The sequence below is a fragment of the Cupriavidus sp. 2SB genome (assembly GCF_005503625.1).
In the GTDB taxonomy this organism is placed as follows: Bacteria; Pseudomonadota; Gammaproteobacteria; order Burkholderiales; family Burkholderiaceae; genus Cupriavidus.
The window spans coordinates 45,609-59,260 of the sequence record NZ_SCMX01000026.1; the positions used below are offsets into that span (position 1 = coordinate 45,609).

Below are 13,652 nucleotides of genomic sequence, written 5' to 3' on the forward strand. Positions count from 1 at the left end.
GAACCGAATTGCGTTTTCTGCACACCGCCGACTGGCATCTGGGTCGGCTTTTCCATGCGCGCAGCCTGATCGAGGATCAGGCTTATGTGCTCGACCAGTTCGTCACGCTCGTTCGTGACGTACGTCCCGACGCCGTGCTGATTGCCGGCGATGTCTATGACCGTGCCGTTCCGCCGCCCGAGGCCGTGGCACTGCTGGACGACGTGCTGGCCCGCATCGTAATTGGCGAGGGCGTGCCAGTGGTGATGATCGCCGGCAACCACGATAGCGCGCAGCGGCTCGATTTCGGCGCGCGCCTGATGGCGGGGCGCGGATTGCATGTGGCGGGCCGCGTCGGTGCGGCCACCACCTGCGTGACGCTGAGCGATGCGCATGGGGACGTCCGCATCTACGCGCTGCCTTACGCGGAACCCGCCGTGGTGCGCGATGCGCTGGGCGTTGACCTGTCATCGCACGAGGCCGCGCTAGGCGCGCAACTGGATGCCATCCGCGCGGACCACCCGGCGGGTGTGCGATCCGTGGCGGTCGCCCATGCCTTCGTGGTGGGCGGCGCGGTCAGCGAATCGGAGCGCCCGCTGTCAGTGGGCGGCAGCGGCGCGGTGGCTGCCGAACTGTTCCATGGGTTCGATTTCGTGGCGCTCGGCCACCTGCACCGGCCCCAGACCATTGGCGGGCGGGTGCATTATTCAGGCTCGCTGCTCAAGTATTCGCTGTCGGAAGCCGATCACAGCAAGAGCGTGTCGCTGATCGAACTTGATGAAGCGGGCGGCGTACGCATCGAACAAATGGCCTTGCAACCGCGCCGCAACCTGCGCATTCTGAACGGGGAGCTGGCGGCGTTGATCGCGGCCGGTGCCGGAGACGCGCACCGCGACGATTATGTCCACGCCGTGCTGACCGATATCGGCGCGCTGCTGGACCCCATGGCGCGGCTGCGCGAGGTGTACCCCAACGCGCTGGCCATCGAACGTGCCATCCTCGCCCGCAGTGGGCAGGCGGGCGAGGCCGGGCGCCAGCTTCGCGAACTCGACACAGGCAGTCTGTTCGCCAATTTTTTCCGCGAAGTGTCTGACGCGGACCTGAACGGCGACCAGCGCCGCGCACTCGACGATCTGCTCGCGAGCCTGGAGGCATCGGAAAGGGAATCGGCATGAAACCGCTTTACCTGAAGCTGCAGGCGTTCGGACCGTTCGCCGCCACGGAAACCATCGACTTCACCCAGCTGGGTGATCAGGCATTTTTCCTGATCCACGGCCCCACGGGCGCGGGCAAGACCACGCTGCTCGATGCCATCTGCTTTGCGCTCTATGGCGATACGTCGGGCGGCGAGCGCAGTCCGCAGGACATGCGCAGTGCGAACGCGGACCCCGCGCTGCGCACCGAGGTCACGCTGGAGTTCGCGCTGGGATCGATGCACTACCGCGTCACGCGCTCCCCCACGCAGGATCGGCCCAGCCAGCGCGCGGCGGGTGGGTTCGTCAAGGAGACGCCCAAGGCCCAGCTCGACGTGCAGCTCGACGGCGCGTGGAAGAGCCACGCCAGCCAACCCAACCGGGTGAGCGATGCGGTGCGCGACCTGCTCGGCTTCGACAGCGCGCAGTTCCGGCAGGTCATCGTCCTGCCCCAGGGCCGTTTCCGCGAACTGCTGACGGCGGATTCGCGCGCGCGCCAGAACATTCTGGAGCGACTGTTCCACACCGAGCTCTATCGCCGCGTGGAGGAACTGCTCAAGGAGCAGGCCGCTGGCATCCGCCGCGAAGCAGAGAACATCACGCTGCGGCGCAAGGCGCTGCTGGACCAGTACAAGATGGAATCGGTCGAGGTCATGGCCGGCCAGATCGGCGCACTGCAGGAGACATTGATCGAACTGCTGCGCCGTGAGGATATGGCGCGCGCCGCCAGCGAGGCCGCGCAGGCGTCGCTGCGCCGCGGCGAACTGGAGAGCACGCAGATCCAGGCGTGGCGCGAGGCCGAAGGCGTTCACGCGGTGTTTTCCGCGAAGGTGGCCGCCGTGGACGCCGATCGCACGCGTCTGCAGGCTGCGCGGCGCGCGGCGACTGTCACGCCGACCGTGCAGCATCTGGCGTCCGCGCAGCAAGAGCGTACGGAGGCGGCGTCCGCACTGGTACGCGCCGAAGCGTCGGCAGCAGGTGCCGCGCAGGCTGCCGATGCCGCCGCGCGCACGCTGCAGGCCGAACAGGCCCGCCACGGCGCACGCCTGGCCGCGCAGCGCACCGTCACCACGCTCGAGAATCTGTTGCCGCAGGCGTGCAAGCTTGGCGTGCTGCGCAATGCCGTGGCGCAGGCCGGGACGGAACTGGCGATGTCGCAGGCCGCCTGCACCAAGAAGGTGGAGCAGTTCCAGACGGCCACCGCCGCACTGAAAACCATCGAAGCCGACGCCGAACACGCCCGTGCAGCCAGTGCGGGACTGCAGGCATTGGAGTTGCGCATCGCCCATGCCCGCGAGCGCGCCGCGCGCATCGGCAAGTGCCGGCAGATCGAGGCCGGACTGGCTCCGCTGCGACAGGCACTGCTGGGTGCCGCCACGCTCAAGCGCACGGCAACCGAGGCGCGTGACGCGGCGCGGGCCGCCGTGCAGCAGGCCGAGGTCGACTGGCGATTCGGGCAGGCCGCGCGGCTGGCGGCTGGGTTGCGCCGGGGCGAGCAGTGCCCGGTCTGCGGCGGCAAGGACCACCCCGCACTGGCGCAACAGACGCTGGCGCTGGTGAGCGATGACGATCTGGATACCGTGCGCGCCACGCTGCGGCAGGCGGAAGACAAACTGGCCGAAGCGGTAGCGGCGCATCAGCAGGCCGACACACAGGTGCAGCAGGCACAGGCGCGGCTCGCAGACTTGTCCGAGGCCGCTGGCGATGTTTCGGATGCTGGCGCGCAGGCGCTGGATGCGGAAGTCGCCGCGCTGGCGCAGTCCGTTGCCGTGGCCGCGCAGGCGGCAAAGCGCGCCGAGACGCTGGTCGCACAACTCGCGCAGGCCCGGACGCATCGCGAGGCATCGGAGGCCGCCGCACAGGCTGCCGATCATGCCGTGCGGGTCGCCGTGGCCCAACACGCGCGCCTCGAAGGGGAATGGCAGGCCCAATGCGAGCAGGTGCCCGAAGAATCGCGCGATCCCGATGTCATGCGCGCCACGCTGGAGGCCGCGCGTCGCGAGGCAGGCGCACTGGAAGCAGCGCTACAGGCCGCACAGGGAGCCGAGCGAGATGCCGTAGCCTTGCGTGCCGCCACGGCAGCGGCGCTGGCATCGGCCAATGCGGGGCTAGCGCAAGCCGACGCGCGACAAGCCCAACGCGAGGGCGCGTTGGCCGAGGCATTGCAGGCCGCGGCTTTCGCCGATCTCGATGCCTATCGCGCGGCATGCCTGCCCGACGACGAACTGGCGGCGCTGGACGAGTCCATCCGCGTGTTCGATGTGGAGTTGGCCAAGGCTACCGAATGGCGCGCCCGCACGGCCGCCATCGCGCAGTCTTTGCAGACACCAGACCTGCCCGCGCTGCTGGCCACGCGCGACGAGGGCGCGGTCCGGCTGGAAGCCGCTATCCGCGAGCGCAGCGAAGTGGCCGCCCAGCGCGATGCGCTGCTGCATTGCAAGGGTCAGGTCGATTCGCTGGCGGCGGAAGGCCGCGAGGTGGAGACGCGCTACGCGGTGCTCGGCCGCCTGTCCGAAGTGGCCAACGGCAACAATCCGCGCCGCATGACCTTCCAGCGCTTTGTGCTGGCCACGCTGCTCGACGAGGTGCTCGAGGCGGCCACGCTGCGGCTGATGCGCATGAGCCGAGGCCGCTACGCATTGCAGCGCGTGCGCGAGCAGGGCGACCAGCGTGTGGCGGGCGGACTCGAACTGGAAGTCTTCGATCACGATACCGGCGCCACGCGCCCGGCCAATACGCTGTCTGGCGGAGAAGGCTTCCTGGCCTCGCTGTCGCTGGCGCTGGGACTGGCAGACGTGGTGCAGTCGCGCGCCGGCGGCATGCAACTCGACACCCTGTTCGTGGACGAAGGCTTTGGCACGCTCGATCCCGAAAGCCTCGATTTTGCGATCCGCACCTTGCTGGATCTGCAGCAGGCCGGGCGCCTGGTGGGAATCATTTCCCACGTGACGGAGCTGCGGGAACGGATCGATGTAAGGCTGGAAGTCAGGCCGGGGGTGAGTGGGAGTCAGGCGGTGTTGAGGATGCCTTGACGTCCGTTGTCTCGCTCTGTTGTTGCTCCCCTCTCCCGCCTAATCTTTCTCCCCTCTCCCGCTTGCGGGAGAGGGGCGGGGGAGAGGGCCAGCAGTTCAAATTGCGACGCGTCGGCAAGCAGAACCTCCAGCCCTCTCCCCCAACCCCTCTCCCAAAGGGAGAGGGGAGCAAAGAATAAGCGGGACAGCGGAGTAACCCCCGCCACATTGCTGCACCGCAAAACGTCCGCTGCGCGATTATCGCCCTTCCCGCGCCAACCCTTATTGCCGCGCGGAAGGGTGGCGTGTAACCTTTGTTCATTCTGCGAATTGGAGTTCGTATAGCGAACGCGCTTGCGAGCCGTCCCAATAACGCGCAGATTCTCGCAAGGCCGCCAAGAAGACGGCCGTCAAGACAACTGCAAGTTGGACCCTGTCCTCGTGTGTGATCGGAACGGATCGGCGCACGGACTGGACGCCCGTCTGAGCAGACCACCGGAGACACTCTTTGCGTGCCGCACTTTGTGGCCGGTCCCGGTGCGATGTCGGACCCCTTCCGTACTGGAACGCAAGTGATCAACAAGCTATATGACTCGGTGGAAGCGGCAGTGGCCGGTATCCACGATGGCGCCACGATCCTGATCGGTGGTTTTGGCCTGGCAGGTATGCCGGCGGAGCTGATCGATGCACTGATCGCCTCGGGTGCGCGCGACCTCACCATCGTCAACAACAACGCCGGCAACGGCGATACGGGCCTGGCGGCGCTGCTCAAGACCAAGCGCGTACGCAAGATCATTTGCTCGTTCCCGCGCCAGGCGGATTCGTATGTGTTCGATTCGCTGTACCACGCAGGCGAAATCGAACTGGAACTGGTGCCGCAGGGCAACCTGGCCGAGCGCATCCGCGCGGCGGGTGCCGGCATCGGCGGTTTCTTCACGCGCACGGCCTACGGCACCCCGTTGGCTGACGGCAAGGAAACGCGCATCATCGACGGCCAGGGCTACGTGTTCGAAAGCCCGATCCACGCCGACTTCGCACTGATCAAGGCCGATACCGCCGACCGTTGGGGCAACCTCACTTACCGCAAGACGGCCCGCAACTTCGGCCCGATCATGGCGATGGCCGCCAAGTGCGCCATCGTTCAGGTCAGCCATGTGGTGGAGCTGGGCGAGATGGACCCCGAGCACATCGTCACGCCGGGCCTGTTCGTCAAGCGTGTGGTGAAGGTTGCTGGCGCCGCCGCCAAGGCCGCCTGAGCGCAAGGAGAAAAATACGATGCAACGCCTGACCCGCGATCAGATGGCCGCCCGCGTGGCCAAAGACATTCCGGAAGGTGCCGTGGTGAACCTCGGCATCGGCCTGCCCACCCTCGTCGGCAATCACCTGCCGGCCGACCGTGAAATCCTGCTGCACAGCGAGAACGGCCTGCTCGGCATGGGCTCCGCACCGCCCCCGGGCGAGGAAGACGGCGACCTGATCAACGCCGGCAAGCAGCCCGTGACGATCAAGGCCGGTGGTTCGTACTTCCACCACGCCGATTCGTTTGCAATGATGCGCGGCGGCCACCTCGACTTTTGCGTGCTGGGCGCGTTCCAGGTGTCGCAGCGTGGTGACCTGGCCAACTGGCATACCGGCGCGCCGGGCGCCATCCCCGCCGTGGGCGGCGCGATGGACCTCGCCATCGGCGCCAAGCAGGTGTTCGTGATGATGGAACACCAGACCAAGCAGGGCGAGAGCAAGGTCGTGGCCGAATGCACGTACCCGCTGACCGGCATCGGCTGCGTGACGCGTATCTATACGGACCTGGCCACCATCGACGTGACGCCCGATGGCCTGGTGGCCCGCGATCTCGTCGACGGCCTGTCGTTCGACGAACTGCAACGCCTGACCGGCGTGCCCCTGAAGCAGGCCGTAGCCGCCTGACCCTCCACCCAGAACGAGTGAGACAGAACATGAGCGACGCATTTATCGTTGACGCCATCCGTACCCCGATCGGTCGCTACGGCGGCAGCCTGTCCGCCGTGCGCGCGGACGATCTGGGCGCAGTGCCGCTGAAGGCCCTGATGGCACGCAATCCGAACCTGGACTGGAAGGCCATCGACGACGTGATCTTCGGCAACGCCAACCAGGCCGGCGAAGACAACCGCAACGTGGCGCGCATGTCGTCGCTGCTGGCCGGCCTGCCGCAGGACGTGCCGGGCTCGACGATCAACCGCCTGTGCGGTTCGGGCATGGATGCCACCGGCACGGCAGCGCGCGCGCTGAAGTCCGGCGAGACCAACCTGATGATCTCGGGCGGCGTGGAAAGCATGAGCCGCGCCCCGTTCGTGATGGGCAAGGCCACGTCGGCCTTCTCGCGCGATGCGCAGATTTTCGACACCACCATCGGCTGGCGCTTCATCAACCCGGCGATGCGTGCGGCCTACGGCGTGGACTCGATGCCCGAGACCGCCGAGAACGTGGCCACCGACTACAAGATCAGCCGCGAAGACCAGGATCTGATGGCGCTTCGCAGCCAGGAAAAGGCTTCGCGCGCACAGGCCGACGGTACGCTGGCCCAGGAAATCACCGCCGTGACGATCGCCCAGAAGAAGGGCGACCCGCTGGTGGTGGATCGTGACGAGCACCCGCGTGCCACGAGCATGGAAGCGCTGGCCAAGCTGCGCGGCGTGGTGCGTCCGGACGGCACCGTCACGGCCGGCAATGCGTCGGGCGTGAACGATGGCGCCTGCGCCATCCTGCTGGCAAGCGAAGCCGGCCTGAAGCAGCACAACCTGAAGCCGCGCGCCCGCATCGTGGGCATGGCCACGGCTGGCGTGGCACCGCGCGTGATGGGCATCGGCCCGGCACCGGCCACCCAGAAGCTGATGAAGCAACTGGGCATGACGCTGGACCAGATCGACGTGATCGAACTGAACGAAGCCTTTGCCGCACAGGGCCTGGCCGTGCTGCGCGAACTGGGCATCGCCGACGATGACAAGCGCGTGAACCCGAACGGCGGCGCCATCGCCCTGGGCCACCCGCTGGGCATGAGCGGCGCGCGTCTGGTGACGACTGCGCTGTACCAACTGGAGCGTACCAATGGCCGCTTCGCGCTGTGCACGATGTGCATCGGCGTGGGCCAGGGTATTGCGATGGTGATCGAGCGGGTTTGAGGTTGTTGATTGCCTGACGTTTTGCTCCCCTCTCCCATGGAATGGGAGAGGGGTTGGGGGAGAGGGCTGGAGGTTCTGCTTGCCGATCATTGGCAATTGCACCGCTGGCCCTCTCCCCCGCCCCTCTCCCGCTCGCGGGAGAGGGGAGAAAGACAAACAAGGCAGAGAACGCAATACCTCAAAGCGCTTAATTTCCGACATTTCCCGCCGTTAGTTTGAGCGGGAAGTTTCAGTGGTGTCTCTTCCCCAACGAGGTAGAGCATTGCGGCCAGACCGACGGGCTCGCCGGTCTTGCCGCATCTTTTTCCGTATGTCCCGGCGCTTGATGCCGGTGGAGTATCGAGATGTCCCTTCCCGTTGCCACGCTTGTCACCGGCGCCAGTTCCGGTATTGGCCGTGCCATTGCCGAAATGCTGCTCGCCGACGGCGTGACGCGTGTGATCAACGTCGACTATGCTGAACCGACGTGGTCACATCCGAACCTGACCTTCTTCCAGGCCGACCTGACCAACGCCGACGCCACGCGCGCGGTGGCGGCGCAGGTGACCTCGCAATACGCGGTGACGCGGCTGGTGAACAACGCCGGCGCTACCCGCCCCGGCACGGCCGATACGGCCACCGCCGCGGATCTCGACTATGTCGTGGGCCTCACGTTGCAGGCCACGATGCTGCTGACCCAGGCCTGCCTGCCCGCGATGCGCGCGGCCGGCTTTGGCCGCATCGTCAACATGGCCTCGCGCGCGGCGCTGGGCAAGCCCGAGCGCGTGGTGTATTCCGCAGCCAAGGCAGGGCTGGTTGGCATGACCCGAACGCTGGCGATGGAGCTGGGCGGCGACGGTATCACCGTCAACGCCGTGGCACCGGGTCCCATCGCCACCGAGCTGTTCCGAAAGAGCAATCCCGAGGGCAGCGAACAGACACGGCGCATCCTGGCAAGTATCGCCGTGAAACGCATGGGTACCCCGGAAGACGTGGCGCGTGCCTCGCTGTTCTTCCTCGCCCCCGAAAATGGTTTCGTTACCGGACAGGTGCTGTACGTCTGCGGCGGAACCACGCTTGGTGTGGCGCCCGTATAAGAAGTCGAAGTTGCCCGCCCCAAGGCACGGGGTGGAAGAGCGATTCAAGCATTGCGCCCGCGGCACTCACAAGGTTTGCCGGCGTGCGTAGCATCAACTCCTGGAGCACAGTATGAGCAACACCATTCACACCTCGAAGGCGCGCAGACGCCTGCTGGCCGCTGGCGTGGCACTGGCCGCCGGCTTTGCCACCATGACCGGCGCGCAGGCGCAGGGCACGTACCCGACCAAGCCGATCACCATGGTCGTGCCGTTCTCGGCAGGCGGCACCACCGACATCCTGGCCCGCATCGTCAGCCTGCAACTGGGCAAGGCACTGGGCCAGCCGGTCGTCGTGGACAACCGTCCGGGCGCTGGCGGCAACATTGGAGCATCGCTGGCTGCCAAGGCACCGGCTGACGGCTACACGCTGTTCATGGGCACCATCGGCACGCACGCCATCAACCAGTCGCTGTACTCGAAGCTGCCGTTCGATCCGGTCAAGGATTTCGCGCCGATCACGCGTATCGCCATGGTGCCGAACATCGTTGTGGTGAACCCGAAGGTGCCGGTCCACAACATCAAGGAACTGATCGCCTACGTGAAGGCGAATCCGGACAAGCTGTCGTACGGTTCGTCGGGCAGCGGCTCGTCGATGCACCTGTCGGGCGAGCTGTTCAACTCGATGACGGGCCTGCACATTCAGCACATCCCGTACAAGGGCAGCGCCCCGGCCGTGAACGACCTGCTGGGCAACCAGATCGGCCTGATGTTCGACAACCTGCCGTCGTCGTTCCAGCACGTGAAGGCTGGCAAGCTGCGCGCACTGGCCGTGACCTCGGGCAAGCGCTCGCCGGCCCTGCCGGACGTGCCGACCGTGGCCGAAGCCGGCGTGCCTGGCTATGAAGCCACGTCGTGGTTCGCGCTGTACGCCACGGGCGGCACGCCGCAGCCGATCGTCGACCGCATCAACGCCGAAGTGGTCAAGATCCTGGCCATGCCGGAAGTGAAGAAGCAGATGGCCGAGCAGGGCGCCGAGCCCAACCCGGAAAAGCCGGCACAGCTGGCCGCTTTCATGAAGTCCGAAGCCACCAAGTGGGCCAAGGTCGTGAAGGCTTCGGGCGCAACGGTGGACTGATCCAGTTCCCGACCGCTTTTGCAGTTCGTGGTACTGAAACCGGCCCTGGCGGCCGGTTTTTTTTCGCTGCACGTGTTGCAAGTTGCAATGAACAGACCATTTCCGGATTCAGCGCTCGAGCAGCACACGCAGTGCTGAAGGAATCTCCGTAAACTTGCTCTCGGTCTCGAATTTCCGGCAATCGGGTGCCACAAGCGTTTCCGGTCTCTTGCCTACCTTTGCGAAGAGCTGCTCGCTGTCACAGCGAAGCTTCGCGACCAGGCGCTTCGTTCTCTTGTTCCTGACTTCGGCGATCCAGCACGCGTCCGCGGCGCCGCAAGAACGATATTCGAGAACCTCTGTTCGAGGCTCCCATTCGAGAAGCGCGACACGGTTACCGCTGGATGCAGCGGCTTCATGTGCTACGACCGTCAACGCTAAAAGCAGCACGCATGCCAAAACTGGGTTTTTCCCTCTCATCTGTACGCTTTCCCGCCCGTGGCATTGATGTATTCGGTTGGATGTTTCCAGAAAACGGTGCTGCCATGCGCCGCTGTCGAGACCCAAACCGCATCGTAGCGTCCACGTTCGCCGCTATCCACGATCTTTCCCGTCACTCTATTCCGGACTTTCCAGCGGATGACTACCTCTCGCCTTCTTTCCCGAACGCCAAATATATTGTGAGTGGGGTCACCGAATTTGAATCCATCAAGCACTTTGCGGTGGTTCTTGTAGTTGGTTTTGAAGTCCAAGCCGTCCCACCAATAGGCACCGTTCGATGGGTCATCCCCTTTGTTGCTCAGATCAGAAGTCGCCCACTCAATCGCAAGAGACATGCCCGTATCCTTCGTGATTGCCGTCTCGCTGGCGTTCATAAGCCTGTTGAAGCGGGCGTTGCTCCCGTCCCACGCATAGGCGTAGTTGGGATCAGCAACCTTCAAGGCCGTAATCGTCTTACTGCCCCACGCTCTACACCGATTGGCAACGGCAAATGCAATGCCGCCTATTTCTTTGGAGTCATTGGCAGTGGATGCCTCGCCATAGGCAATAGCGGCAAGCAGGCGCTTATCCGCATGAAGCTGGTCGGCACTCATCCCTTCGCTCCATTGATCCATGCAATAAAGCTCAGATCTGGATGCTCATTAAAGGACTGTGCCTTGCTTCTCCCACCTTCCAGCTTCTGATCGTCGAGTAGCGTCCGGCTACCGCTTACCAACTTGTACGTCATACCTTCGACCGGCTCTTCGGTAAGAGCATCGAAGATCTCGTACACGATTTCGTGTCCATCGGACAGATGTCCCGCATACGCCTGCCACCCAATGGCCCCTGCCATGTGCGCCAGCTCGTACGCCTCAAAGTTCATCGAAATATCATGGAACCGTGCTTTTAAACGCGGCGGAACTTGGCATCTGCAAAGGCACAAATCCCCGTCCAGATTGGCTTGCCTTCCCCTTGAGTCGGTACACGGGCGAAAGGGCGGCACGCATTTGGTAGCACCCCAGCTCTTGCAGGTATTGCAATAGACAGGATCGCCTTCGTGGCAAGCGAGTTTCCCGTCGTAGGTAGAGGGAAACTGCTGTGGAACGGGTTGGACTTTTCCACCACCCGGACTAAGCGTGTCGCCTTCCCGGACAAATGATCGCTTGTACATGACTTCCCCATCCTTCATCGTTTCAATTGGCTTGGGGACGTCTTGCTCGCTTTTAGGCTCGAGCTCAACCATGCATTACATGGACGAATCCTTGATATGTCAATTGATTGAAATCAGACGTCTTGATGGGTCACGGGGAGGCGAAGGTTTGGGCACAGCATGATCTCCCCCCCATCAAAGAAAAAACCCGCGAGGTTGTCGCGGGTTCAAATCCCAGGTCCGTGCTGGACGGGAGGAGACATGCGTTGGCGCTGTGGGTCAGGGGAGAAATCAGCCCAGGACGTATTTGACGACCTGTTCCTCGACACCCACGAAGCGCACCAGCTGGCGCAGGCCGCTGGCGTATTCCTTGATATGGTGGCCTTCCGGTGTGTCCGGTAGCCGATAGTAGATCGGCGCCGTGCCGGCGCGGGCACGGGCTGCGAGGACCGACGCGGATGCCTCGCCTGCCGCCGTGCCCTCAGTGAATTCCGGTCTTGCGTTCATCGTCATCTCTCCATGGACGCATGGCGCTGAACGTTGGGCCGGGAGAAGGAAGGCGCGCGCATGCGAGTCGCAATGTCTGGAATGTATTGCAGTCGGTCGCGAAATGCCATTTCGTTTTTTTTAAATCAGTATCGAGATAATTGACCAAATTGTCATATTTGGCGATGCCGCCGCGGCGGGCTCCTCTACAGCGCGGATATCCGGCGTGTGGCGCGGCAGCCGCTCCCGGGTTAACGGCATGACGCGCCATGAACTTGCGCGCTACCATTACGCCACCTGAATGCTGCTGGGTGGGGAGAGCAACTCTCGTGCCAGCGTCTTTGTCTCTTTCTGGCCGCGAATGTCCACTCAGCACGCGCTACTGATTTCCCTCATCGAGAAGCCTTCCTCGGGCTACGATCTGGCCCGCCGTTTCGACAAATCCATCGGCTATTTCTGGCACGCCACGCACCAGCAGATCTACCGGGAACTGGGGCGCATGGCCGATCTCGGCTGGATTGCCGCCGATGAAGCGGCCGTGCCGGCGCGGACGGTCGAGGGCGAAGGGATGGAAAGGAAGAACCGGAAAAAGGTCTATGGCGTGTTGCCCGCAGGGCGCGACGAACTGGCGCGCTGGGTGTTGGCGCCGGGAGCCGGACTGGATCAGCGCGAGGAAATTCTGGTCAAGTTGCGTGCAGATGCTGCAATCGGACCGCTCGGGCTGGACAAGGAAATGTTGCGGCTGATTGCGCTGCACGAGGAACGGCTGGCGCTCTATCGGAACATCGAGCGCAAGGATTTTTCGGGCACGCTGGACCGCCGGCAGCAGATCCAGTACGCGCTGTTGCAGCGCGGTATCGGCTTCCAGGAGGATTGGGTCAAGTGGGGCCGCGCGCTGCTACCGCTGCTGGAAGTCCCTGAGAAAAAGTAAAAAAACTGGCTCCCGAGGGGAGCCAGTTTTTTATCACCCTGCGGCGGATTTACGCCAGGTCGGCCGTCTGGCCAGCCTTGGCCGGTGCGGCCAGGCCCAGGCGGCGGCGCGCCACGGCGTATTCCTCGACAAACCGCTTCACCAGTTCACCGGCCGGCACCACGCGCTTGATGGCGCCCACGCCCTGGCCCGCACCCCAGATTTCCTTCCACGGCTTGACGCGTGTCGAGCCGAAATTCATGGCGGAGGCGTCTGACGTCGGCAGCGCAGCCGGATCGAGACCCGCGCGCACGATGCTGTCGCGCAGGTAGTTGCCGTGCACACCCGTGAACAGGTTCGAGTAGATGATGTCGTCGGCGGTGCTGTCGACGATCATCTGCTTGTAGGCCTCCTCGGCGTTGGCTTCGTGCGTGGCGATGAAGGCCGACCCGATATAGGCCAGGTCGGCGCCGGCAGCCTGCGCGGCCAGCACGGCGTCGCCGCTGGCGATGGCGCCGGAGAGTAGCAGCGGACCATCGAACCACTCGCGGATCTCATGCAGCAGTGCGAACGGCGACAGCACGCCAGCGTGCCCGCCCGCGCCGGCCGCCACGGCGATCAGGCCATCGGCGCCTTTCTCGATTGCCTTGCGCGCGAACGTGTTGTTGATGACGTCGTGCAGCACGATGCCGCCATACGAATGCACGGCCTCGTTGACTTCCACGCGCGCGCCCAGCGACGTGATCACGATGGGCACCTTGTAGCGCACGCACATTTCCAGATCGTGTTCGAGTCGGTCGTTGGACTTGTGCACGATCTGGTTGACCGCGAACGGCGCGGCAGGCCGATCCGGATGCTTGTCGTTGTACTCGCCCAGCTCCGTCGTGATGCGATCCAGCCATTCCGCGAGCTTCTCCACGGGGCGCGCATTGAGCGCCGGGAACGAGCCCACCACGCCGGCCTTGCATTGCGCGATGACCAGATCGGGATTGGAAATGATGAACAGCGGCGAGCAGACAGCCGGCAGCGACAGGTTTTGCAGCAGGGCGGGAATGGCCATGACAGGGTCTCCGATTCGTACAGATCGATGCGAACGATGCGTGTTGAAGCAACTAT

Annotated in this window: 14 protein-coding genes; 8 read left to right on the forward strand and 6 right to left on the reverse strand. The window is 64.5% G+C overall.

Annotation, left to right across the window (positions count from 1 at the left end; all coding sequences use genetic code 11):
• Window positions 1-8 precede the first annotated feature (8 nt).
• From FFS21_RS14525 to FFS21_RS14555, 7 genes are all read left to right on the forward strand, one after another.
• Window positions 9-1,154, forward strand: a complete 1,146-nt coding sequence (locus tag FFS21_RS14525; RefSeq protein WP_137925488.1) for an exonuclease SbcCD subunit D — start codon at window positions 9-11, stop codon at window positions 1,152-1,154.
• Window positions 1,151-4,204, forward strand: coding sequence for an AAA family ATPase (locus FFS21_RS14530; protein ID WP_137925489.1), 3,054 nt, complete (start codon window positions 1,151-1,153; stop codon window positions 4,202-4,204). The genes FFS21_RS14525 and FFS21_RS14530 overlap by 4 nt, the downstream gene beginning before the upstream one ends.
• A 551-nt stretch (window positions 4,205-4,755) precedes the next feature.
• Window positions 4,756-5,439, forward strand: a complete 684-nt coding sequence (locus FFS21_RS14535; protein WP_137925490.1) for a 3-oxoacid CoA-transferase subunit A — start codon at window positions 4,756-4,758, stop codon at window positions 5,437-5,439.
• Between the two features lie 19 nt (window positions 5,440-5,458).
• Window positions 5,459-6,106 (forward strand): 3-oxoacid CoA-transferase subunit B, encoded by a 648-nt coding sequence (locus tag FFS21_RS14540; RefSeq protein ID WP_137925491.1) that lies wholly within the window; start codon window positions 5,459-5,461, stop codon window positions 6,104-6,106.
• 29 nt (window positions 6,107-6,135) lie between these two features.
• Window positions 6,136-7,338, forward strand: a complete 1,203-nt coding sequence (gene pcaF / locus FFS21_RS14545) for a 3-oxoadipyl-CoA thiolase (protein ID WP_137925492.1) — start codon at window positions 6,136-6,138, stop codon at window positions 7,336-7,338.
• Window positions 7,339-7,682: 344 nt separating this feature from the next.
• Window positions 7,683-8,414: an SDR family NAD(P)-dependent oxidoreductase gene (locus FFS21_RS14550; protein WP_137925493.1), complete on the forward strand. Its 732-nt coding sequence runs from the start codon at window positions 7,683-7,685 to the stop codon at window positions 8,412-8,414.
• A 112-nt stretch (window positions 8,415-8,526) separates the two neighbouring features.
• Window positions 8,527-9,531, forward strand: coding sequence for a Bug family tripartite tricarboxylate transporter substrate binding protein (locus tag FFS21_RS14555; RefSeq protein ID WP_137925494.1), 1,005 nt, complete (start codon window positions 8,527-8,529; stop codon window positions 9,529-9,531).
• 108 nt (window positions 9,532-9,639) lie between these two features.
• On the opposite strand, the gene FFS21_RS14560 is transcribed toward FFS21_RS14555, so the two are convergent.
• The 5 genes from FFS21_RS14560 to FFS21_RS14580 all read right to left on the reverse strand — a co-directional run bounded on the left by FFS21_RS14560 (window position 9,640) and on the right by FFS21_RS14580 (window position 11,915).
• Complete coding sequence (locus tag FFS21_RS14560; protein WP_137925495.1) at window positions 9,640-9,990, reverse strand: hypothetical protein; 351 nt, start codon at window positions 9,988-9,990, stop codon at window positions 9,640-9,642.
• Entirely contained in the window at window positions 9,987-10,604 is a 618-nt protein-coding gene (locus FFS21_RS14565) for a hypothetical protein (RefSeq protein WP_137925496.1), read from the reverse strand. The genes FFS21_RS14560 and FFS21_RS14565 overlap by 4 nt, the downstream gene beginning before the upstream one ends.
• A complete protein-coding gene (locus FFS21_RS14570; protein ID WP_137925497.1) occupies window positions 10,601-11,233 on the reverse strand; it encodes a PAAR domain-containing protein in 633 nt (210 codons plus the stop codon). Before FFS21_RS14570 ends, FFS21_RS14565 begins: the two co-directional genes overlap by 4 nt.
• Before the next feature lie 198 nt (window positions 11,234-11,431).
• On the reverse strand, window positions 11,432-11,647 hold the full coding sequence (locus tag FFS21_RS14575) for a hypothetical protein (RefSeq protein ID WP_137925498.1): 216 nt from the start codon (window positions 11,645-11,647) through the stop codon (window positions 11,432-11,434).
• Window positions 11,622-11,915, reverse strand: coding sequence for a hypothetical protein (locus FFS21_RS14580; RefSeq protein WP_137925499.1), 294 nt, complete (start codon window positions 11,913-11,915; stop codon window positions 11,622-11,624). The genes FFS21_RS14575 and FFS21_RS14580 overlap by 26 nt, the downstream gene beginning before the upstream one ends.
• Window positions 11,916-11,987: 72 nt before the next feature.
• Here FFS21_RS14580 and FFS21_RS14585 point away from each other — a divergent pair, with 72 nt between their 5' ends.
• Window positions 11,988-12,557: a PadR family transcriptional regulator gene (locus FFS21_RS14585; RefSeq protein ID WP_137925500.1), complete on the forward strand. Its 570-nt coding sequence runs from the start codon at window positions 11,988-11,990 to the stop codon at window positions 12,555-12,557.
• Between the two features lie 49 nt (window positions 12,558-12,606).
• Here FFS21_RS14585 and FFS21_RS14590 read toward each other — a convergent pair whose 3' ends face one another.
• Window positions 12,607-13,596, reverse strand: a complete 990-nt coding sequence (locus FFS21_RS14590) for an NAD(P)H-dependent flavin oxidoreductase (RefSeq protein WP_137925501.1) — start codon at window positions 13,594-13,596, stop codon at window positions 12,607-12,609.
• Window positions 13,597-13,652 lie beyond the last annotated feature (56 nt).